This window comes from Streptomyces sp. NBC_01352 (assembly GCF_036237295.1).
Classification (GTDB): domain Bacteria; phylum Actinomycetota; class Actinomycetes; order Streptomycetales; family Streptomycetaceae; genus Streptomyces; species Streptomyces plumbiresistens.
Genome location: NZ_CP108354.1, coordinates 3,878,040 through 3,899,529, shown reverse-complemented (window position 1 = coordinate 3,899,529; position 21,490 = coordinate 3,878,040). Strand labels below are relative to the sequence as shown.

25 protein-coding genes are annotated in these 21,490 nt (G+C 68.3%); 18 read left to right on the top strand and 7 right to left on the bottom strand.

All coding sequences use genetic code 11. The annotated features are described in order from the left end of the window. The first annotated feature begins 33 nt into the window (after positions 1–33). Positions 34–2,415 carry a lamin tail domain-containing protein gene (locus tag OG252_RS18040; RefSeq protein WP_266448080.1) on the top strand — a complete coding sequence of 794 codons (2,382 nt, stop codon included), beginning with the start codon at positions 34–36 and terminating at the stop codon, positions 2,413–2,415. Between the two features lie 69 nt (positions 2,416–2,484). On the opposite strand, the gene OG252_RS18035 is transcribed toward OG252_RS18040, so the two are convergent. After that, entirely contained in the window at positions 2,485–3,894 is a 1,410-nt protein-coding gene (locus tag OG252_RS18035) for an acyltransferase family protein (RefSeq protein ID WP_266433830.1), read from the bottom strand. A gap of 92 nt (positions 3,895–3,986) precedes the next feature. Further along, positions 3,987–4,487 carry a peptidylprolyl isomerase gene (locus OG252_RS18030; protein ID WP_266433828.1) on the bottom strand — a complete coding sequence of 167 codons (501 nt, stop codon included), beginning with the start codon at positions 4,485–4,487 and terminating at the stop codon, positions 3,987–3,989. Positions 4,488–4,624: 137 nt separating this feature from the next. On the opposite strand from OG252_RS18030, the gene OG252_RS18025 reads away from it, so the two are divergent. Then, a complete protein-coding gene (locus OG252_RS18025; protein WP_266433826.1) occupies positions 4,625–4,843 on the top strand; it encodes a hypothetical protein in 219 nt (72 codons plus the stop codon). 30 nt (positions 4,844–4,873) lie between these two features. Here OG252_RS18025 and OG252_RS18020 read toward each other — a convergent pair whose 3' ends face one another. After that, complete coding sequence (locus tag OG252_RS18020) at positions 4,874–5,437, bottom strand: Rv1733c family protein (protein ID WP_443068493.1); 564 nt, start codon at positions 5,435–5,437, stop codon at positions 4,874–4,876. A 202-nt stretch (positions 5,438–5,639) separates the two neighbouring features. Here OG252_RS18020 and OG252_RS18015 point away from each other — a divergent pair, with 202 nt between their 5' ends. After that, on the top strand, positions 5,640–6,071 hold the full coding sequence (locus OG252_RS18015; protein ID WP_266433822.1) for an NfeD family protein: 432 nt from the start codon (positions 5,640–5,642) through the stop codon (positions 6,069–6,071). A 4-nt stretch (positions 6,072–6,075) separates the two neighbouring features. Then, the gene (locus tag OG252_RS18010) at positions 6,076–7,128 is read left to right on the top strand and encodes an SPFH domain-containing protein (protein WP_329337239.1); all 1,053 of its coding nucleotides are present in this window, start codon (positions 6,076–6,078) and stop codon (positions 7,126–7,128) included. Between the two features lie 70 nt (positions 7,129–7,198). Here the strand turns inward: OG252_RS18010 and OG252_RS18005 are convergent, their stop codons facing one another. Continuing rightward, complete coding sequence (locus OG252_RS18005; RefSeq protein WP_329337237.1) at positions 7,199–7,612, bottom strand: type II toxin-antitoxin system VapC family toxin; 414 nt, start codon at positions 7,610–7,612, stop codon at positions 7,199–7,201. Beyond that, positions 7,609–7,872, bottom strand: coding sequence for a CopG family transcriptional regulator (locus tag OG252_RS18000; protein WP_329337235.1), 264 nt, complete (start codon positions 7,870–7,872; stop codon positions 7,609–7,611). The genes OG252_RS18005 and OG252_RS18000 overlap by 4 nt, the downstream gene beginning before the upstream one ends. 3,563 nt (positions 7,873–11,435) lie before the next feature. Between OG252_RS18000 and OG252_RS17995 the strand changes: the two genes are divergently transcribed. Next, on the top strand, positions 11,436–11,882 hold the full coding sequence (locus OG252_RS17995; protein WP_329337233.1) for a GntR family transcriptional regulator: 447 nt from the start codon (positions 11,436–11,438) through the stop codon (positions 11,880–11,882). 11 nt (positions 11,883–11,893) lie between these two features. Beyond that, the gene (locus tag OG252_RS17990) at positions 11,894–12,463 is read left to right on the top strand and encodes an HD domain-containing protein (RefSeq protein WP_329337230.1); all 570 of its coding nucleotides are present in this window, start codon (positions 11,894–11,896) and stop codon (positions 12,461–12,463) included. Here the strand turns inward: OG252_RS17990 and OG252_RS17985 are convergent. Then, complete coding sequence (locus OG252_RS17985; protein WP_329337228.1) at positions 12,451–12,924, bottom strand: NUDIX domain-containing protein; 474 nt, start codon at positions 12,922–12,924, stop codon at positions 12,451–12,453. The two genes, OG252_RS17990 and OG252_RS17985, sit on opposite strands and share 13 nt — an antisense overlap. Further along, positions 12,924–13,691 (bottom strand): helix-turn-helix domain-containing protein, encoded by a 768-nt coding sequence (locus OG252_RS17980; RefSeq protein WP_329345154.1) that lies wholly within the window; start codon positions 13,689–13,691, stop codon positions 12,924–12,926. The genes OG252_RS17985 and OG252_RS17980 overlap by 1 nt, the downstream gene beginning before the upstream one ends. Before the next feature lie 317 nt (positions 13,692–14,008). On the opposite strand from OG252_RS17980, the gene OG252_RS17975 reads away from it, so the two are divergent. The 12 genes from OG252_RS17975 (at position 14,009) to OG252_RS17920 (ending at position 21,465) form a co-directional block, all read left to right on the top strand. Continuing rightward, on the top strand, positions 14,009–14,323 hold the full coding sequence (locus tag OG252_RS17975; RefSeq protein WP_443068409.1) for a hypothetical protein: 315 nt from the start codon (positions 14,009–14,011) through the stop codon (positions 14,321–14,323). After that, complete coding sequence (locus OG252_RS17970; RefSeq protein WP_329337226.1) at positions 14,320–14,769, top strand: Pycsar system effector family protein; 450 nt, start codon at positions 14,320–14,322, stop codon at positions 14,767–14,769. Before OG252_RS17975 ends, OG252_RS17970 begins: the two co-directional genes overlap by 4 nt. After that, on the top strand, positions 14,766–15,740 hold the full coding sequence (locus OG252_RS17965; protein ID WP_329337223.1) for a DUF2637 domain-containing protein: 975 nt from the start codon (positions 14,766–14,768) through the stop codon (positions 15,738–15,740). The genes OG252_RS17970 and OG252_RS17965 overlap by 4 nt, the downstream gene beginning before the upstream one ends. Beyond that, positions 15,737–16,387 (top strand): GGDEF domain-containing protein, encoded by a 651-nt coding sequence (locus tag OG252_RS17960; protein WP_329337221.1) that lies wholly within the window; start codon positions 15,737–15,739, stop codon positions 16,385–16,387. The genes OG252_RS17965 and OG252_RS17960 overlap by 4 nt, the downstream gene beginning before the upstream one ends. Further along, complete coding sequence (locus tag OG252_RS17955) at positions 16,387–16,770, top strand: RRQRL motif-containing zinc-binding protein (RefSeq protein ID WP_329337219.1); 384 nt, start codon at positions 16,387–16,389, stop codon at positions 16,768–16,770. Before OG252_RS17960 ends, OG252_RS17955 begins: the two co-directional genes overlap by 1 nt. 81 nt (positions 16,771–16,851) lie before the next feature. Beyond that, the gene (locus OG252_RS17950) at positions 16,852–19,092 is read left to right on the top strand and encodes an FtsK/SpoIIIE domain-containing protein (RefSeq protein ID WP_329337217.1); all 2,241 of its coding nucleotides are present in this window, start codon (positions 16,852–16,854) and stop codon (positions 19,090–19,092) included. Positions 19,093–19,232: 140 nt separating this feature from the next. Next, on the top strand, positions 19,233–19,484 hold the full coding sequence (locus OG252_RS17945) for a hypothetical protein (RefSeq protein WP_329337215.1): 252 nt from the start codon (positions 19,233–19,235) through the stop codon (positions 19,482–19,484). Between the two features lie 35 nt (positions 19,485–19,519). Further along, positions 19,520–19,708: a hypothetical protein gene (locus OG252_RS17940; RefSeq protein WP_329337213.1), complete on the top strand. Its 189-nt coding sequence runs from the start codon at positions 19,520–19,522 to the stop codon at positions 19,706–19,708. Between the two features lie 10 nt (positions 19,709–19,718). Continuing rightward, complete coding sequence (locus tag OG252_RS17935; RefSeq protein ID WP_329337211.1) at positions 19,719–20,321, top strand: hypothetical protein; 603 nt, start codon at positions 19,719–19,721, stop codon at positions 20,319–20,321. Positions 20,322–20,333: 12 nt separating this feature from the next. After that, positions 20,334–20,648, top strand: coding sequence for a hypothetical protein (locus tag OG252_RS17930; RefSeq protein WP_329337209.1), 315 nt, complete (start codon positions 20,334–20,336; stop codon positions 20,646–20,648). Continuing rightward, positions 20,645–20,977, top strand: coding sequence for a MazG-like family protein (locus OG252_RS17925; protein ID WP_329337207.1), 333 nt, complete (start codon positions 20,645–20,647; stop codon positions 20,975–20,977). The genes OG252_RS17930 and OG252_RS17925 overlap by 4 nt, the downstream gene beginning before the upstream one ends. 23 nt (positions 20,978–21,000) lie before the next feature. Continuing rightward, positions 21,001–21,465, top strand: coding sequence for a hypothetical protein (locus OG252_RS17920; protein WP_329337205.1), 465 nt, complete (start codon positions 21,001–21,003; stop codon positions 21,463–21,465). Positions 21,466–21,490 lie beyond the last annotated feature (25 nt).

The window sequence follows — 21,490 nt, the reverse complement described above, 5'->3', positions numbered from 1 at the left end:
CGCGCGCGCCGCGCCGCCTACCCGATCATCTCCGTGGGCGCGGCGGGCGCACTCGCCTTCACCGCCCTCCCCGCCGCGTTCGCCGCACCGTCGGCCACCGCCGTGATCGCCGAGGTGTACGGCGGCGGAGGCAACTCGGGGGCGACCCTGACCCGCGACTTCGTCGAGCTCGCCAACGCCGGCGCCGCGGCCTACGACCTGTCGGGCTACAGCGTGCAGTACCTGCCGGGATCGCCGTCCGCCACCTCCCAGTGGCAGGTGACCGCACTCACCGGCGCCCTCGCCCCCGGCGCCCGCTACCTCGTCGCCGAGGCCGCCGGCACCGGCGGTACGACGGCACTCCCCACCGCCGACGCCACCGGCTCCATCGCCATGAGCGCCACCTCCGGCACCATCGCCCTGGTCTCCGGCACCACCGCCCTGGCCTGCAAGACCGCCGCGGACTGCGCGGCCGACCCCCGGATCGTCGACCTGGCGGGCTACGGCAGCGCGCTCGTCCGCGAGGGCGGCGGCCCGGCCACCGGCGCCTCCAACACGGCCTCCGTCGCGAGGGCCGCGGCCCTGACCGACACCGACGACAACGCCGCGGACTTCACCGCCGGCACCCCGTCACCGGTCAACGCCGCGGGTGAGACCGCGGGTTCGGGCGACGGAGGCGGCGGTGACGGCGGCGGTTCCACCGACCCCGGCACGGTCCGCGTCCACGACATCCAGGGCACCACGCGCGTCTCCCCGTACGCCGGACAGACGGTCACCCGCGTGCCCGGCATCGTCACCGGCGTCCGTACGAGCGGCTCGAAGGGCTACTGGATCCAGGACCCGCAGGCCGACACCGACCCGCGCACCAGCGAGGGCGTCCTCGTCTACACCGGCTCGGCGACCCCCACCGTGGCGGTCGGCGACTCGGTCCTCGTCACCGGCAAGGTCACCGAGTACTACCCGAGCAGCACCACCCAGTCGCTCACCGAGATCACGGCCCCCACCACCACCGTCCTCTCCAGCGGCAACGCGCTCCCCGGCGCCGCCACCCTGGACGCCACGACGGTCCCCGACGCGTACATACCGACCGCGGCCGGCGGCAGCATCGACACCCTCCCGCTCGAACCGGCCGCCTACGCCCAGGACTACTACGAGTCCCTGGAAGGCATGCGGGCCACGCTCGCCGACGCGCGCGTCGTGGGCGCGACCGACGCGTACGACGAACTGTGGGTCACGGTGAAGCCCGAGGAGAGCACGACGGCCCGCGGCGGCGCCCTCTACTCCTCCTACGACCAGCCCAACACGGGCCGTATGAAGGTCGCGTCGCTGGACACCACCACCGCCTTCCCCGCGGCGGACGTCGGCGACGAACTCTCCGGCACGACCACCGGCCCCCTCGACTACACCACCTACGGCGGCTACATCCTCCAGGCCACCCAGCTCGGCACCCTGGTGGACAACGGCCTGAAGCAGGAAGTGACCCGCCGCCACAAGGGCGGCGAGCTCGCGGTCGCCACGTACAACGTCGAGAACCTCGACGCCCTCGACGACCAGCAGAAGTTCGACCGCCTCGCCGAGGGCGTCGCGGTCAACCTCAAGTCGCCCGACATCGTGGCCCTGGAGGAGATCCAGGACGACAACGGCGCCGTGAACGACGGCACCGTCACCGCCGAGGCCACCCTGACCAGGTTCACCGACGCCATCCGCGCGGCCGGCGGCCCCCGCTACTCCTGGCGCTACGTCGCCCCGGAGAACAACCAGGACGGCGGCGAACCCGGCGGCAACATCCGCCAGGTCTTCCTCTACAACGCCAAGCGCGTCTCCTTCACGGACCGCGCGGGCGGCGACGCCACGACCGCGACGAGCGTGGTGAAGACGAGAAAGGGCGCCCGGCTCACGTACTCCCCGGGCCGCATCGCCCCGGCCGCCGACGCCTGGGACAACAGCCGCAAGCCGTTGGTGGGCGAGTTCACCTTCCAGGGCGAGCCGGTCTTCGTCATCGCCAACCACTTCACGTCCAAGGGCGGCGACCAGCCCCTCCACGGCCGCTACCAGCCGCCGGCCCGCAGCTCGGAGACCCAGCGCGCGGCCCAGGCGACGGAGGTCAACACCTTCGTCAAGTCCCTCCTGGCGGCCGACAAGAACGCCAAGGCGGTGGTCCTGGGCGACCTCAACGACTACGAGTTCTCCCGGACGATGACCACGCTCACGGCCGGAAAGGTCCTGACCCCCCTGATCAGCACCCTCCCCGCCAACGAGCGCTACACCTACGTCTACGACGGCAACTCCCAGACCCTGGACCACATCCTGACGAGCCCGGCCGTCACGTCGTACGACTACGACGTCGTCCACATCAACGCGGAGTTCGCGGACCAGGCGAGCGACCACGACCCGCAGATCGTGCGGATCGATGTGGCGAGGTGCGGCAGGCACTGAGCGGCACATGCTGAGGGGGGCGGGACGACGTACGGCCGTCCCGCCCCCCTCTGATGATGGGAACCGGTGTCAGGCGGCTTCCTCCAAGGAGCCCTTGGAGCCCGTGGACCCCTCGGGGCTCTCGGGGCTCTCGGGGCTCTCGGGGCTCTCGGAGTTTGTCATGTCGCCGCGCCCGCGCACCGTCACCAGCGCGACGCCCACCGCAAGCCCCAGCGCGGGCAGCACGGGGAACCGCCCCTCGTACGCGAACCCCTGCGCGGCGAACCGGGTCAGCGCGGCCACACTCAGGGCGAGCCCGAGCCAGAGCGCCCAGGGACGCCCTGTCCCGCCCCGCTCGGACAGAACGCCCAGCCCACGCTCCAGCGGCCGCAGAGCCACCACAACCCCGACCAGCACGACCCCGAGGACGACCAGCCACGGCACCCGCAGCGCCCACCACCCCGCGGACCCGTAGCCGGGCTGGGGCGCGAGCCCGGTGAGATAGAAGGCGGCGGCGACAACGAGCACGGGCAGCATGTGCCAGAGATAGAGCGTCATGCTGACCCCGCCGAGGGGCCGTACGGCCCGCCACACCCGCTCCCGCCCCAGAAGCCGCCGCAGGCCCGGAGCGAGGAGAAGAGCGAGCCCCACCTGCGCCACGGTCCAGGCCAGCATGGCGGCGGACGGCGGATTGGTGTTGCTGGGCTCCTGCCCGGTGACGAGGATCAGGCTGACCGGAAAGGGCCCGAGCCCGACGAGCACGGCGAAGGCGCCCCCGCCACCCACGACCATGGCGACGGCCACCCACGGCTTCCCGTTCCCGGTCCTGGTCCCGCTCCCGCTCCCGTTCCCGATCCCGCGTCCGCCGGTCAGCCCGCCGTCCCGCCAGCAGAAGCCGAGCTGGTAGGCGACGCCCCAGACGAGGACGTAGTTGAGGAGCCCGACGTACGGCAGGTGCGCGGTGAGCACCAGGGCGTCGGCGGCGAGGGCGACGAGCGCCATGACGACGGGGACGAGGAGCCCCCAGCGCAGATGCGCCGCGTACAGCAGTGGCGTCAGGGCACTGAGCAGCAGGTAGACGGGCAGAAACCAGAACTGCATGGCCATGGCCCAGCCCACCAGGGCGAGGGTCCCCGGATCCACCCCGACGGCGGAGCAGACGGCTACGGCGACCAGCACCAGCCCGCTGTAGACACCGGCCGGCAGCAGCAGCCGCACGGCCCGCCGCCTCACCCATTCGGCCGTACCGCCCCCGGCGCGTGACCAGGAGCCGCCCGCCGCGTACCCGCCGGCAAGGAAGAACAGCGGCATGACCTGGAAGAAGAGGGTCAGCCACTGGGTCCAGGGAAGGGTCGCCAGCAGCTCAGGCGCGGAGATCTCCCCGCCGGGCCCGCGAACCAGCCCGGTGATCAGCCAGTGCCCGAACACGACGAGGACGATGGCCCAGGCCCGCAGGAAGTCGACGTACCGATCCCGGGTGCTGCGACTCGCACGACTCATACGACGTCATGCTGCCGTGGGCACGGCACGGTCACGGCGAAAAGCCCACGCCGCAACCATTCCGTGCCCGGTACGACACCACCCTGACCGGGTCAGTCCAGAACCTTGGCGCCCTCGATGATGATGGGCTGGGTCGGAACGTCCCCGTGCCCACGGCTGCTGCCGGTCCGGACCTTCTTCATCGTGTCGACGACCTCCTGCCCCTCGGCCACCCGGCCGAAGACGGTGTAACCCCAGCCGTTCGGGGTCTTCGCCGTGTAGTTGAGGAAGTCGTTGTCCGAGACGTTCACGAAGAACTGGGCGGTCGCGGAGTGCGGGGCACTGGTCCGCGCCATCGCCACGGTGTAGGCGACGTTCTTCAGCCCGTTGTCGGCCTCGTTCGGCACCGGGGCCATGGTCGGCTTCTGGACCATGTCCGCGGTGAAGCCACCGCCCTGGACCATGAAGCCGTCGATCACACGGTGGAAGATCGTGCCGTCGTAGTGCCCGTTGCGGACGTACGTCAGGAAGTTCTCGACGGTCTTCGGAGCCTCGGCGTCGTGGAGCTCGAGGACGATACGCCCGAAGTTGGTGGCCAGCTCGACCCTTGACATGGGAATGGTCCTTTTCTGACGGGGCTTGACCGAGGAATGGTGTCACACGGCTGACACATCCCCGAGGCCGACGCCCCATGGGCCCTGGCCGCTGCTCCCTGCTGCGCGCGGACCCGGTTCCGGCGCATGCTGGACACATGGACGTACGCCCCCCTGTGGTTGTGCTTCCGCCGGAGTCGGACGGCGGACGGCGAGTCACGATCGACGACGAACGCATGGGCACCGCCTACAGCCTGTTCGACGTGCTCGACTTCATGCACAGCGCGGGCCTCCCCGCCGAGGACCGGGCCGTCGACGACCCCGAACTGATCGAGTGGCGCGGCGGCGGACCGTACGTATGGAGCAACACACCGTAGTAACTCTCTGTGCCTGTCACCCGGTGCCTGTCACCCGGTCTTACCGCCCCACCTCGTGTCGACCCGCGCCCACTCGGCGTCCCACTGCCCCCGGCGCCACCGATCGAGCCCCGCCCGAACGGCGAATGCGCCGCCGGTCACGGCTCCAGCGGTGACCATGGCGCACAGCACACCGGAGAGGACCGCCTGAAGCCGGGCCTCCTCAGGCGTGACGGGCTTCGACACCACCATGCCGCGCTGGTCCGTCCACACGGCGACCCGGGCCCCGGCCGGGGCGTCCTTGGGCCGCACCTTGACCAGACCGGTCTGCCGCGAGCCGTCCGGAGCGGCCCAGCGCGCCTTGGCCCACACCCGTTCGTCTCCGGCGGCCGCCGCGGGCGCCACCTTGTCCCGAGCATCCTCGACGAGCACGGCGGTAACGGCCCGGCGCTCGACCCGCTGCCGACCAAGATCCCGCTCCACGGCACCCTGCGCGACCAGCCCCACCAGAATCCCTCCCACCACGGCCAGCACCCAAGCGGCGAGCACTACCCAAGCCTCGACGACATCACTGCCACGCCGCAGCGGATTACGCCGCCACCGCCACAACCACACCTTCGAACGCCGCGTCCTCACCACCACGGGCCGACACCCCCTTGCCTGCGTCGACGCCCTCTGTTCCGGCTATTCCAGTGTCTGCCTGGAATCGATTCGGGGCGCGTTGGTGTATGGCGAGGGGTATCGCGGCTGTCCCTTGTCGGGGTCCAATGGTGGGAGTCAAGCCCTTCGCACCCGCGCCGGTCAGAAGAGGCACGCAATGGATCCATGGCTGATCTGGTTGATCATCGCAGCCGTATTGGCTGTGGCGGAGATCTTCACGCTTACTGCTGCACTCGGATTGCTGAGTGCGGCCGCATTGGTCACGGCGGGGTCCGCCGCACTAGGGCTGCCGCTGCCCTTCCAGTTCCTGGTGTTCACCGTCGTCGCCACAGTCACGGTGGTGTTCGTGCGCCCCGTTGCGCTGCGCCATGTGCTCGGGCCCCAAGTGGAGCGATTCGGCATAGACGCACTGATCGGCAGGGCTGCCTATGTGGTGTCGGAGGTGACGGGCCGGGGCGGCAGGGTCCGTATCGACGGCGAGGAATGGACGGCCCGCGCGTACGACGAGACGCTGGTGATTCCTCCAGGAACGACTGTCGACGTCATGGAGATCAGCGGCGCCACCGCGATCGTCTACCCCCGGGACTGAAACCATGGAAACCTCGGCGTTCTTGATTGCCGGCCTGATCGTCGCGCTTATCGCGGTTTTCACCGTGCTGCGGGCGGTCCGTATCGTTCCCCAGGCACGTGCGCGTAATGTCGAGCGACTCGGCCGTTACCACCGGACCCTGAATCCCGGCCTCAGCCTCGTCATCCCCTACATCGACCGAGTTCATCCAGTAATCGATCTACGGGAACAGGTCGTCTCCTTCAAACCGCAGCCGGTCATCACCGAGGACAATCTGGTCGTCGAGATCGACACCGTCCTGTACTTCCAGGTCACGGACCCGCGAGCGGCTTTCTACGAGATCGCGAATTTCCTTCAGGCGGTCGAACAGCTCACTGTCACCACCCTGCGCAACGTCGTCGGATCCATGGACCTGGAAAAGACCCTCACCTCACGGGACACCATCAACAGCCAACTCCGCGGGGTGCTGGACGAGGCCACCGGCAAGTGGGGGCTGAGGGTCAACCGGGTGGAGATCAAGGCCATCGATCCCCCGCAGTCCATCAAGGACGCGATGCAGAAGCAGATGCGGGCCGAGCGGGACAAGCGCGCCGCGATTCTCGGGGCCGAAGGCCAACGCCAGTCGCAGATCCTCACCGCCGAAGGTGACAAGCAGGCCGCCGTCCTGCGTGCGGAAGGCAACCGGACCGCTGCGATCCTCCAGGCCGAGGGCCAGTCCCGGGCCATCGACGAGGTCTTCCAGGCCGTGCACCGCAACGATCCCGACCCCAAGCTCCTCGCCTACCAGTACCTCCAGACGCTGCCCCACCTCGCGCAAGGCCCCGGCAACAACTTCTGGGTGATCCCCAGCGAGATCACCTCCGCCCTCCAGGGCATGTCCCGCGCCTTCACCGAGGTCCTGCCCCAGTCGCCGGCCACCCGCGAAAGGCCCCCGGACGACATGGCCGCCCAGGCAGCCAACGACAAGGCCCAGGCAGAAGAAGCCGCAGCCGCAGCCCTCGCCGACGCAGCCAAGGCCGAGGGAGCCACTCCCGACATCGTTCCGCCCCGCACGCTCGCTGATGGCGGGGGGCAGTGACCGGCCGGACACCAGCCGACCAGGTGAGCGGCCTATCCGGGGATTGCGAGGCCGCCGGAAGGCGTCGTGGTCACACCTTGATCACGGTGACACGTCCACCGCACATCGCGGTGAGGTCCTCCGGGTCGGCGGTGAGAACGGTGACGGGGGCGTGGGCGGCGAGGGCGGTGGCGCTGAGCATGGCGTCGATGGCGTACTTGTGGCCGTGCAAGCCGGCGCTGTCGAGGAGGGCGGCCGCGTGGCGGGCGACGGGCTCGGTGACCGGTTCGACGACAAGGCGGGAGAGCGTCCACTCCAGGGCCGGTCGGTTGATCCGAGGATGGACCACCTCGACAAGAGTTGCCGCGGAGGTGATCACCCGCAGGTCGTCGGCGCGGGCGAGGGCGAGCCAGCCGGTGACGGCGCGGTCGCGCAGCACGGCCTTGGCCAGGCCCTCGCCGTCGAGGACCAGGGTGCCGCCGGGGACGGCGGGGGAGCGGGTCATGCGACGCCTGCCCCGCCTTGCGTCTGCTGCCGGCGGGCCTGGTGGAGCTGATCGCGCAGAGCCTGGATCTCCTCGTCGGTGACGGGTCCGTGCCCGGCCTCGGCAACCTGGATGACCTCGTTGAGGTTGTCGCGCTCGATCTGACGAGCCACGGCGGCGGCGACATAGGCGGACAGCCCGGAGGGGCCACTACGGGCCTTGGCCGCTTCCGCGATGTCACGCGGCATAGTGATCGAATACTTGCCGGTGGGCTCGGCCATGCCACCTATCCTACCTCTTATATTCCGGGTCGCCGGGCGGCTCGGCGGAGAGCTTCGCCGTATGACTCGACCGCCTATTCAGGAACTCCGCTTACTCACGTCCGTCCCGCGCCGGCCGTGGCGGCTTTGGCATGCACAAAAAACGCGCTGACCTGCATTTCTGCAGTTCAGCGCGTTGTTCCGGAGTGCCCCCGGCAGGATTCGAACCTGCGCACACGGCTCCGGAGCACAATCAGAGTTCGGCTCGCGAATGGGTCCTGACCAGCAGGTTCCTTGATCCCCGGAGGCGAGTGGTGCCCTCCTGTATCGCAGATAGTGCGAAGTAGGAAGTCGCCTCCGGCTCCTGCGCCCATTGAGCGGTCGGCTTCGCCGACGGGCTGCAACACCCCGGGGTGTTGCAGCCCGTCGGTAACCGGACGGCCGGACAGCATCAGGGTGCCGGCCTCGAAGCGTGATTGAGCCGATCAAGCCTTCGTTCCAGGTCCGCGCCCTTCCCGAGGCTCGCAGGGACAGGAATGATCGGTCCCACCGATCCAGCTAGAGCTATGGAGCAGAGTGCATGACCGAGCGGACCATCCACCTTGTCGCTGATGCGAGCAGCCGGGACACACGGAAGATCCATGTCCGGCCCTCACGCCAGTTCGCCAACGTCCAGCTCGACCGAGACAGCTACGTCGATGAGGAATCCTCACGAGGCGACGAACGAGATCTGCCAGCAGGGAGATGACAGCTGGTGGGCCGCATGCGAGGAACACCGCGCAGCCTCTCCCGTACTGAGCTCCATGGACCCTGTCGAGTAGCACGTGGCTCCGAGCGGCTTGACACACCTGACAAATAGCCCCGCTAAGGCCCCTTGGCGATCTGGACAGCTAGCCAGGCATAGGTCATGCACGTAAAGATTCGACATTACGCAACGGTAAGACTCGCCAAACACGGTAAAGTCCCGTCGCCTGACGGCGGACGTCGCAACGCAGACGGGTCACAAGATGGAGGCGCATCATCCGAGCGATTTCCCGATCCCTCGCCAACCGCTGGTTCATCGGCAGCGTTGGCGCTTTGCTCGTTGCCGGGTATGTGATTGTGGCGCTGGTAGCTGGTGGGGTCCCGTCAGCAGCGCCATTTCCAGGGTGGGTAGCTGTGCTTGTGCCCAGCACAGCACCTGATCATCAGGTCAGGCTTGAAGCGTCCTCTTTGGCGCCAGGGGCGCCGGGGGAACACCCAGAAGTCCGCTATCACGTGAGCGTCTGCGGAAAGTCGACGTTCCGAGCTGTCTTGCTCATGGGGGGATCGGCGCGACTCTCTTCGCCGGCTCTCACCACGTTCGCTGAGGACGGTCTGCACTCCAAACCCGTCGTTCCCACTCCCCTCCACGGGACTTTTGGCAGTGTCTCGTCAGGGCAGGTTAAACTCAAGGACGTCGAATGGTTGTCCATCAAGCTGCACAACGTCCCCCGGTGTCTAGATCCAACCCCCACGGGACCCGATGATGTCGCCAGTGTGCGCTCACCATTTGAAGTGACCGGGTTCCTTCGTGAACCGGTTCGCCATCGCACAGGCTTGTTGGGGATGAATGGCCCACGTCAGTCGCAGAGTTGGCCGCTGATCGGACGCGTGCCGGTGGTTCCCTCTGCGGAATTGGGCGCCTTCAACATCTCTGACATCAAGGGATCATGGATGCGGCCCGTAACTTTCGCTTCGGGTGTGTCCGTCGGCTCGCTCGACCGTTCTGCCCAACTTGAAGCGAGTAGGCCAGAAACAGAAACCAGTGAGGAGCTGTCGTGGTTGTCCCGCGCTCCCATGGCCCCGTCGGCACGCTTGATTAATCTCGATTCCCAAGAACGATGGCAAAACATGCTCGTTGCAGCAGGCGTCGGATTGGGCATCGGAGGCTCGCTGCTGGCATCACTACTACTTCCGGCGGGGCGGTCTCCACGTGAGGAGCCGGATGCAGCTCCGACAGACGACCCAAACGCCCCACCCAGCTCCACACCTGATGAGGATTCGCCGCAGGCCGACAACGAACCGTCGCCGTAGCGGCGCACCACAGCCATTCCTTACATCACGACTGGAGCAGTAGGAGTAGTCGGTGTAGCCGCTTGGCTGCTAACCCGAGGCAATCGTCGGCGAACTTGACAGTGAGTTGGCGGTCGGTGTCGTCGGTCCCGCCCGTCTGCGACCTGCGGCATCTGGGTACGGCTCCGGAGGGACCTTCGGGTTCGCGCGTATGTGCAGGTCACAGGCTTCTGACTGATCGATTAGGCAATACTCGTCCACGGATGGTCCGCGGATCGCCATTGGGAAGCGCGACGGCCGCATTGGCCATGGGTGGACGGGTGCTGGCTGCGCCTAAGGTAGCGTCTCGCTCAGCAAGAGTCCCGTGGTATCGCTGGTAGTTCCTGACACATTGTCGACTGGAATCCCCTATAGGCGGCGCTGAACTGTTCTGCCTCAAATTCAAGGTGAGGGCTGGCCGGGGGTGGCTTCCATATTGAACTTGGGAGTGAAGCGGAGACCGCACGGCTCGCGCGCACAGCGTCATCGCTTCCATATACGTACACAGAATTGATGCTTCCCTGGTATGCGGATCGCGCTTCATCCCATGCCTGCCAGTCGAATTCGCAGGGGTTCTTTTTGGTGCAGCTTGAAATTGCATTGCTCGTCTCAGCAGCGAATTCGTCGGCCGAGTGCAGGAAAACGCTGTAGACTTCCGCGCGCTTTTCACGATCCTCTGACCTGCGCTCTTCCAGGGTCTGGGATTCCTGTACCCGCTCAGTCGACCTGGTTTGTTGCCATGCTGCAAGCGATGAGAATCCTCCGGCTATCGCCGCACCTAGCACGATTCCTGTGAGGCCGATTAGGATTTCTGATCTCTGGCCCCGAGATGAGGTGCTACCGTCTGATGAATTCGAATCCGTGTCATCGGATTGGGTGGAGTCGTGGCTTGTATTGGCGTCTTGGGTGGGTGAGCTTGGCGCATCATCCGATGAGGTCATGGCGTCAGATTGTAAGTGCCTCGCGGTCGGTCTATCAGTTCCCTGTGCGGATCGACGCGGTGGGTATGCACCCCCGCTTGATCACGCGGTCGGCATGCGGCACATGGGAGACAAGAGCGGTTGACGTGTTCATCTACAGAGGTCGGATCGTGGCGGTGGTGCGGTGTCGACTCTCCCGCGTGTCCGTGGGGTGCCCGACGCTGCGGCGTTGTTGGCCTACGCGGCTAGGGAGGGTCAGTCGTGCGAGCGCAACGAGCCTTGATCAGGTAGGGGGAGCGCCATGCCCTTCTAACTCGCCCCTCGTAAGGCAGAGCAATGCGAAGTCGCCTTCGGCTCCTGCGCACATAGAAGGGTCGGCTCCGCCGACGGCTGGAACACCCCAGGCTGGGTGTTCCAGCCGTCTATGACCGGACAGCCCGGACACCCGCACTTTGAGCTGTCCGGACCGTTTGTGCAGGTGAGAGCCCTAACCGGACAGCCGGACACGTGGGACACTGCTGTTCGTCGATGCGCTGCGGGGCCTGGTGGCACTCTTGACAGCGAGTAACGGGCGGAATGAGAGGAGCCGAAGTGCCGGAGGCCAGTCCGCGCGGAACCTACTTGGTCATCGCGGAGGCGCTGAGAAGCGAGATCGAAGCAGGGGAGGGTAGCGGCCACCTGCCGTCTGAAGCTGAGCTCATGGACATGCACAGCGTCTCCCGCAACACGATCCGCCGTGCTCTCAAAGTTCTCGAAGGCGACGGTGTTGTTGAGTCTGCGCCCGGCATTGGGTGGCGCGTCGTTCGGGGTGGCGATCGTCGGTCTCTCGCGGAACGGATGAGGGATGTGATCGCGGAGGACTCGCTGTCCGTGGGCGACACGTACCCGTCCGAGGCGAAACTGTGCGAGCGGTTCGGAGCGTCTCGCACCGCGGTGCGCCGTGTCCTGGCCCAGATGGAGGGGTATGGACTGCTTGCCACCGTTCATGGCAAGGGGCGGACAGTACGCGCTCTCCCGGCTCCCGCGGTTCGGCCGTAGCCTTGGCCGCCATGGGACTGACTGAGTGGGCGTACTCGCTCTCCGAATCGCTGTTGTCCGATCCGCTCCCGCGTCGGTGGGCACACTCGCTGGGGGTTGCCAAGCGCGCCCGTTCCTTGGCCCCGATCCTGGGCAGCGATGCCGAGTTGTTGGAAGCCGCCGCAGTGCTACATGACATCGGGTATTCGCCAGCCATCGCCACAACAGGCTTCCATCCTCTGGACGGCGCGCGGTTCCTCCGGGACCAAGAAGGGGCCGACGAACGCGTTGTGCGCCTTGTGGCACACCACTCGTGTGCCCTATTGGAAGCCGAGGAACGTGGGCTGAGGCAGGAGCTAGAGGGCGAGTTCGAGCTAGAGCGTCCGGACCTGGTTGACGCCCTGCTCTACAGCGACATGACCACTACACCGGATGGTACGCAGACCACGCCGGCCGAACGCCTTGACGAGATCGTGCATCGGTACGGGCCGGACACGATCGTCGGGCGGTTCATTCAGCGCGCGGGGCCCGAGATCCACGCAGCCGCGAAACGTGTTGACGGTCGGTTGGCGCAGGCTTCTGCCGACAGTCAGCCGATGTAGGGCTCTCGCCGCGAGTCGTCGAGACCGTGGCGGATGCGCAGCATCATCGACGGGTGAATGTCCAGCTCGTCAAGGTCCGTTGGGTCGACCCAGCGGACCTCTTTCGACTCGCTGCTCGTACGCAGGGAACCGCCGACGGGGTGGGCTCGGAAGCAGATGGAGAACTGCTGCCGGACCTCTCCGTCGTCGTACGCCAGCACGTGTTCAGGGTCGGTGTAGAGCCCCACGATGCTGTCTACCTCAACGTCAATGCCGGTCTCTTCCGCGACCTCGCGGACGGCGGTGTCGCCAATGCGCTCGCCGATGTCGTGGCCACCGCCGGGCAACGCCCACAGATCGTTGTCTGTCTTGTGGATGAGCAGCAACCGCCCCGCGTCGTCTCGGACGACCGCAGTGACCGAGGGCACCACCGAGTTGGCCTGAGGGGCGTTCGGGTCGCGGAAGTAGTCGATGCGGCTCATCAGGCAGTGCCTTCCCAATCGGCAGGTGAAGAGATCGGGCGGGCCGATTCCCAGACCTTCTCAACGCTCTCAGCGTAGGCGTCGAAGAGTTCACCGCCGGGCACGCGTCGTAGGTGTAGCACGGGTGCCATGTAGGCGCCGACGCCGTAGAGGTGGCCGTTCGCCAGCATCTCGTCATCGGACCGGTAGATCGAGTTGTAGAGGGTCGTACCGTGTAGCCGGAACTCCACCCCCGGGAGGCCGAAGAGCGGGCCGTAGTTGATGAGGGCGTTCCGGATCTTGCCTGCCATCGCCGCGCCGATCCCTTCGTCTTCGCCGCGCGCTGCCACGGCCGGCGACGTGGGCTCTCCCAGGATGAAGCGGATGGGCACTCCGTCGGCTGACTTCTCTTTCACGATGCGGTGGAACGATGCGTCTTCCGTGAGCCAGAACCCGGAGTACACCAACAGGTCAAACTGACGAGTGGCCTTGGAGTAGAGGTTCGTCCAGAGGGTCTGCATCACGACAGACCGATGCGGATAGAGCCTGACCAACTCCGCGTGGCCGGCGTCCGCGACCTCAGCTGACGTGCGCTCGTCCGGCCACAGGTACGACACCTCGCACTTCAACAGCGATGCTGTTGCGAACTGGAAGCGGCGATATGGCTTGCGCTCAGGTTCGTTAATCCATCGCTCGACCGTCTTGGCCGCGACCCCGAGTCGTGCGGCGACCTCATCGAGCGTCAGGCCCAAGTCCACTATCGCGCCGCGCAGTCGCTCGTTCGCCATGCCAACCTCCGACTTCTTGGGACGACTTGGTTCGACTTCACGGTAGCTAAGGACGACCTGAGTCGCGCAACCGCGAAGTCGAACGTCGTCGCTGCCGAGGCCAGTCTGTAGGTACATCGAGCGCGAGGGGCTCGCAGACCTCCAACAGCCGAAGGGCTTGACGGAGCGAACCCCTCTCTGCAAGATGAGGAACACGTAATACATGTTCTCTGCTTGGAGGGCGTGTGTTTCGACGCGCATGTGCATGGCGGCGGGACTCCCCAGCAAGGTCGCCCGCTTCCAGGCATCTCCCTTCCAACGACCTACAGGAGAGACCCGTGAGCAGTTCGAGGCTGCGCACCTTCGTGGCAGGCCATGAGGCTCTGACCGCGAGCGAGTTTGTGGAACTGGCCCTTGGCACCCCGGTCGAGCTTTGGCTTGGTGCGGAGGACGAGAGCGAGAGCGAGCGTGCGGCCCGCGTGGACGCGGCGCGCGACATCCTCGCCGACCCCGAGTACCGGAGCCTGCCGGACGACGTGGCCCGGATCGCCGTCGAGGTGATCGAGGCGCACGCCCCGGAGCTGTTCAACGTCGTCCCGCTGGCGCGCCCCGCCGGGCGCCGCCGGGCCTCCCGGAAGGGAGCGGCGGCATGAGCGCCCGTGAGCAAGACCTGACGGCCGCACACGCCGAGGTCAAGGCGGAGATCGCGCGGACAGACACGAAGACCGGTCTGTTGCTGGCGTTTGCCGGTGCGGTGCTGGCCGGTGCCTGGACGGTCGCCAAGGACGTGCCGCTGAACGCCGTTTCCCTCGCGGTGGGCGGCGCGGGCATGACGCTGTTGATCGTGGCGGCCGGTCTGCTGCTGCGGTCGGTGCGCCCCAACATCAAGGGGCGGCACGGCTTCCCGCTGTGGGCGACACTCACCGCCGAGGAGATCACGGCCGTCCTGTCCGAGGACACCCTGAGTGCGGACATCGCGGGCCTGTCCCGCCTCGCCGTCGTCAAGTACGCCGGCCTGCGCCGCGCGGTCGACCTCACCTGCGCAGGCGGTGCGCTGCTCATCGTCGGGGCCCTGATCGCTGCGGGAGGTGCGGCATGACGACGACGCAGAGCATCGAGCGTCCGGCAGTGCCGCCGCTGACGAGGCCGGAGACGGGGCTTGCCGGGTTGGGGGCCCTTGCCGCGGCCGGTGTTGGTGCCCTGGGGCTCATCGCCTCGTTCGACGCGGTCTCCTCTGCCGCCGCCCGGTGGGGCTTTGGCGAGCCGTGGATGCTGCCGGTCGGCATCGACGTGGCCATTCCGGTGTTCACCGTGGCCAACCTGCTGTTGATCCGGATGGACATGGCGTTGGCGTGGGTGCGGTTTGTGCCGTGGGTGCTGACGCTGGTCACGTGCGGCCTGAACGTGGCGGCTGGGCACTCGCTGTGGGCGAAGGTCGCGCACGGCACGATGCCGCTGCTGTGGGTGGTGTTCTCTGAGATCGGCGCGCACGTCTATGCGGTACGGATCGGCGCCGCGACCGGCCGGCGGATGGAGAAGGTGCGGGTCTCCCGCTGGATGCTCGCCCCGCTGTCGACGTTCGCTCTGTGGCGGCGGATGACGCTGTGGGAGATCACCTCCTACTCCCAGGCGCTGAAGCGAGAGCGGGAGCGGCAGTTGGCCCGCGCGGAGCTCCGTGAGCGGCACGGTCGGCGGTGGCGGTCGAAGACGCCGCGCCCGGAGCGTGTGCTGTTGAAGCTTGGGGAGCTGGCCCCGGCCAGTGAGGACGTTCCGCCCGTGCCGCCGAAGCAAGAGGCACCCAAGCCGCCGCGCAAGCGCGCCGCCTCCAGCAAGGCCAAGGGCAAGGCGCCCAAGGCTGCGCGGACCCCAGTGGAACTGCTCGCCGAGGCGCGTGAGGCCACGGCCGGGTGGGCGGATGACGCGATCAACGCCGAAGCCATCCGCACCACGCTGCACTGCTCGGCAGCCAACTCCCGCGTCCTTCGGGATCTGCTGTTGAGCGAGCGCGCGGACGGCCGGCGCCTGCACCCGATCGAGGGTGCCGACGACGGCAAGGGGGTGGCGGCATGATCACCGTTGCCACGGTCCTGCTGTCCGCGCTGCCCCTGATGACCGGTTGGGCGCTTCACGTGTGGTGGCTGCGGGCCAGCCTGAACACGGCGCGGCGTGACCCGCTGACCGGCTTACGCACCCGCGACGGGTTCACCCGCCGGGCCACGGCCCTACTCAAGGACCCACGCGCGGTCGTGGTGCTGGCCGACGTCGACAAGTTCAAGCAGATCAACGACACCCACGGGCACGCTGCTGGCGACGCGCTGTTGAAGGCGACCGCCGACCGCCTCGTCCACTACGTCGGCCCGGCCGGGGTCGCCGGACGGCTCGGGGGCGATGAGTTCGCTGCAGTCGTCATCGACGACCACGGCACCGCGGCGGATCTGCTCGCCGTGCTCCGTGGCGTGCTCGCCCGGCCGGTCGACGGCCAGGACCCGTCCGTGCACACCACGGTCTCGCTCGGCTGGGTACGCGCCGCCGACTTCCCCGCCGAAGACCTGTCCGGCCTGCTGCGGCGGGCGGATGAGGCGATGTACGCGGCCAAGCAGGCCCGCGCCGGACTGCGCCGGGCGGGGCTGGGCTGGCTGTTCGCCACCGTCAAGGGACGGCGTGCCGGCCGAACCGGCGCCCGCACCGATGCGCCCGTGGTGGGGGTGGCTGCCTGATGACCGCCTACGGCAAGTGCTTCGACCCGTCCGGCGCCCGGTTCGGGGTCCCGACCTACCCGTGGCGCTTCGCCCCCGACGGCTACGCCACCCGCCGTCAGCTCCGGGCCCGCGGGCTGCGGCCGGGCGGGCAGCCGATCGCCGCACAGGTGATGCGCCGCCACCGGGGCCGCAAGGCCGGGGTGCAGGTCGCCTACCTGTACCGCATCGACCTGGCTAAGCCGGTCCGGCCGATGACCTCCCGCAGGTGCGGTGCGCTCGCCCTGGCGATGCTCGCCCGCCAAACCTGCCCGCAGTGCCGCGTGATCTACAGCTACTGCATCCCGACCTCGCTCGGGGTGTGCATCCTCTGCGCCTACCCCGAGGAACAGTGCGCCGCTTAACCGCGACGGGCCCGACCGCCCACCTCTCACAGCGTCGGCCGGGCCCGCCCTCCCTCACACCCGGAAGTGGAAGGAACCTCAGTGAAACACCCCGACGACGACAACGAACTCTTCAACCGGCTGGAAGCCGAAATGACCGACCCGGGCGCCCAGCCCCGGGGTGAGGTGGTCGACCTCGGCAAGGCGCGCACCGCGCGCGGCGAGTCGGCCGACTCGACTCCCGACCCGTCGGCCGACTCCCGGCCGTCGAAGTCGGCCGACCCGGAGCCGACCGAGTCGGCCGACGGCTCGCCGACTCTGGTCGACAGTGCCGTGCCGACTGTGTCCGGCCCCGGCGTCATCGACCGCATCAAGAACTCCAAGCGGATGGACGTCTTCCCGGCGTGGCTCAAGTCGAGTGCCGAGTTCAAGGAAGCGCTCGGCTGGCTGGCCGGGCACCTCTGGCACACGATCGCCTTCCACGCGGTGCGGGTGCCGTTCGTCTACCTGCCCAAGCTCGTCTGGCGCGCCCCGCGCGGCGCGCTCACCATCCTCGCCAGGATCGGCCGTTGGGCCGTAGACGGCGAGGGCGAGGCCCTGCGCCAGTACACCGCCACGAACGAGCAGGTGGATGAGTACCTCAAGCTCTCGCGGCAGCGTGACCGGCGCGTCCGCCTGCGGATGATCCTCACCGTCCTCGGCACCATCTTCGCCCTGGTTATGGCCCTGTTCCTGGCGTTCGGGGCGGAGCCGATGACCCAGTTCATCGCCGCGACGGTGGCCGTGCTCGGCTTCGGTCTGGCCGGAGCGCCGGCGGATGCGCCGCTCGCCACGCGCGCGGTCATCAAGACCGAGGTGCAGAAGCTGACCAGCGACATCGTGGTCAAGGCCATGGCGTCCATCGGCATCGGCCAGATCGCCAGTGCCGTGGCCAAGGGCCAGGACGGCATCCGGTTCGTCTCGCCCATCACCCGCGAGGGCCCGGGCTGGCGCGCGGACATCGACCTGCCCCTCGGGGTGACCGTCGCGGACGTGGCCGACCGGCGCGCCCGGCTCGCCTCCGGCCTGCGCCGCCCGCTCGGATGCGTGTGGCCGGACGCCGACCCCAACGAGCACGAGGGACGCCTCATCCTGTGGGTGGGCGACCGGGACCTGTCCAAGACCGGCATCGTCAAGTGGCAGCTGGCCAACGCCCGTCGGCACGACATCTTCAAGCGCATCCCGTTCGGCATTGACCCGCGCGGCCGGGCTCAGTCGGTGCCGATGATCCAGCACAACATCCTGGTCGGCTCGCTGCCCGGCCAGGGCAAGACCGCCTCCGTGCGCGTGCTCGCGTGCGGCGCGGCGCTGGACCCGTCGGTGGAGCTCTGGCTCCACGAGAACAAGGGCACCGGCGACCTGGACTCCCTTGAATGCGTCAGCCACCGGTTCGTGTCCGGCATCGACGACGATTCGATCAAGTACGCAGCCGACTCGCTAAAGCTGCTGCGTGAGGAGGTCATGCGTCGGGCCGCGGCGATGAAGAAGCTGCCGCGAGACCTGTGCCCGGACAAGCGCATCACCCGGCAGATTGCCGACAAGCGCTCGCTCAAGCTGTGGCCGCTGCTCGCTGTCTTCGACGAGTGCCAGAACCTGTTCGCGCACTCCAAGTACGGCAAACAGGCAGGTGAGGACGCCGAGTTCATCATCAAGCTCGGTCGCGCCCTCGGGGTCATCCTCGTGCTGGCCACACAGCGCCCCGACAAAGACTCACTGCCGACCGGGATCAGCGGCAACGTGTCCATCCGCTTCGCCCTGAGGGTCGCGGGCCAGGTCGAGAACGACATGATCCTGGGCACGTCCGCGTACAAGAACGGCGTGCGCGCCACGTCGTTCCGCCCGGAGATCGACGCCGGTAACGGCTACCTCGCCGGAGCGACCGCGCTGCCGGTCGTGGTGCGCACCGCCTACCTCAACGACAACGCCACCGACGCCATCGCTCAGCGCGCGCTCGCGCTGCGCAAGGCCGAAGGCACCCTGTCCGGCATCGCCCTCGGAGAGGAGAGCGAGACTCCGGCCGGGCCGTCGTACGACCTGCTCGCCGACGTCGCCGCGGTCGTCCCCGCATCGGAGGAGCGGGTGTGGAACGAGCGCATCGCCGTCCGGCTCGCCGAGCTGCGCCCGGAGATCTACGACGGTTGGAAGGGCGAGAACGTCACCAGCGCGCTCAAGCCGCACGGCATCCGCACCACCGGCGTGGCCGGGACGACGGACGACGGTGCGCGCACCACGCGCCGCGGCATCGTCCGCGACGACCTCGTGAAGGCGATTGCGGAGCGTGACGAAAGTCGGGGTGCCGCCTAGCCCCCGAGGACCGCTACCGGTAGCGGGCTCACCTGCTACCGGTAGCACCCCCGCTAGCACCCCATTTGGCACTTGATCTGCGATCTAGTGGATAGCACCCCACCTGCGAAAACCCTGAAAACTGCCTGGAAGGGCCCCTCATGACCCCCATAGCCCTTGCTATGGCCTGCCTACTCGCCATCACGCTGTGTTACATCGCCGTGTGTGCGGGAAGCCCGTTCGGCGACTGCCGCAAGTGCAACGGCTTCGGCTTCGCCACCACCACCGACCGCAAGGGACGCCCGAAGCGGGGCAAGAACTGCCGCCGCTGCAAGGGCCGCGGCAAGCGCGTCCGCGTCGGTCGCTGGATCTACAACCGCGCCTCCTGGATCTACCGCGAAGGCACCCGCTGACCAGCCCGCCCACTCACCGAAAGGAACCCCGCCGCATGGCCGTGACCATCTCCCTGGCTCTGCTCTTCGGCTTCCTGCTCGTCATCCTGCTGCGCTCCAAGACGCTCGGAGCGGGCTCCGCATTCGGCGCCGTGATGTTCGGCTTCTACCTCGCCTCCACCGGCGCCGCCGACACCGTCAACCAGCTCATGCGCGCCGTCGTCGACGCGCTCCCGGACCTGTGAGGAACCGGCCGTGAATGAACAGATCGTGGCGCGCCACTGGCTCGCCCTCATCGCCCCCAAGGCCGCGCCCGCCGTGGCGACGTCCACCGTGCTGATCCTGGCCCGTATCTGGAACGCCAACGGCGCCGAACACTCCGTCGGCAACGCCGTGCTGATGACCGCGCTCTCGCTCGCCGCCGCGGCGGCCGGCGCGTGCGCGAGCGTCGGCCGCGCCGGAGATCCCGTCATCGCCGGAACCGCGTTCGCCGCCTCCGGCGGGCTCGCCCTGGCGGGCGTGGCCGGATACGCCGACGGCCTCCCGCTGCCGCTGCTGCTGTGGGTGCTCGCCACCGCCGTCGCCTACGGGCTCGCCGCACGGTACTGGCGCACCGATCGCCGTGAGCGCGTCGCGTTCGACCGGCACGTGAGCGACCGGCGCGAGGAACGCGCGCACATCGAGCGGGTGGAGACCATCCGCGGCAGCACACAGATCGAGGTAGCCCGCAGCGGCGCCGCCTACGCCGAACAGCTCGCGCAGGCGCTCATCTCCCGCGCCGCGTTGCCCGGCTTCGACCCCGCCGCCCTGGAGCGCGCGGGACTGCCGGAGCTGCCCGCGCACCACCGGGACACGTGACAGGGGGCCGTTGTGCGACTCCTGATCTGGCGTGACGCGTCGCACTTCGACCGGTTCGAAGACCTGCCCTGCGCTCTGTGCGGCAAGCGCACGCCGATGCGCTCGCACACCCAAGAGCCGGTCCACAAGGTATGCGCGGAGCAGTGGAACCAGGCCCATCCGGAGGCCCCCCGCTACCGGGCAGGGATCCGCGATCTGGGCACGCAGCGCTTCCACGACGACGCACCCAGCCCCAGCAAGCAGACCACCGTGCGGCAGCTGCCCAAGCGAGCCGCACCCGAGGCCATCACCCAGCAACTGCCCAACACAGAGAGGAAGTCCGCATGAGCGCGATCCTGTGGCCCGTCGTCGGCCGCATCGTCACCGCCCTGGATGCCGCCAACGGCGAGGGCGAGCACGAGAGGGCGATGCGCCTGATCAAGGTCGTTGAGGAGGCGGGCGAGGCGTCCGCCGCCTACATCGGCATGACCGGCCAGAACCCGCGCAAGGGCACCACCCACACCGCGGCGGACGTGGCCGACGAACTGTGCGACGTCATCATCGCCGCCGCCGTCGCCCTGCACGCCTTCAGCGCCGCCCCGCCCGCCGCCCTGACCGCCAAGTTGGACGCCGCCGCCCGACGGCTCAACAACCCCAGCCCGCAGCGCACGCACTGACCCCGAGGGAGACAGAGGAAGCCATGTTCGAGATCCGCATCATCTGCGACCCGGCCGACAGCGACCGCGTCAGTCAGGCCCTGTCCGAGACGTTCACTACCGGGCCCGTGCGCCAGCGCCCCACCCGCGACGGTCAGCGCACCCGTCTGTACGTCACCGCCGACCACCGCCCCGAGCCAGAGCCGTGGCTGACGCCGGAAGAGGCGTACGCACTCGCCCCGAGCATCGTCAGCGAGATCGGATGGACCGCCCGCGCCGCCGCGGACCGGCCGTTCTACGACGGGATGAACCGGGAGTTCTGGCTCCGCAAGGCCGCGCTATTGGACCGGATCGCGCTGAGCGATGAAGCCGACAGCGTCACTACGGACGCGGCCGATCTCGCCACCCGAGCCGCGCAGCGGGTGATGGAGCTGGATGACGCGGCCGTCATCTGCGACGCGCGCCACTACGTCCGGCAGCAGTACGCCGCTTGGGCCAAGAACCAGTAACAACGCCGCGGCGGCGGGACTCCCC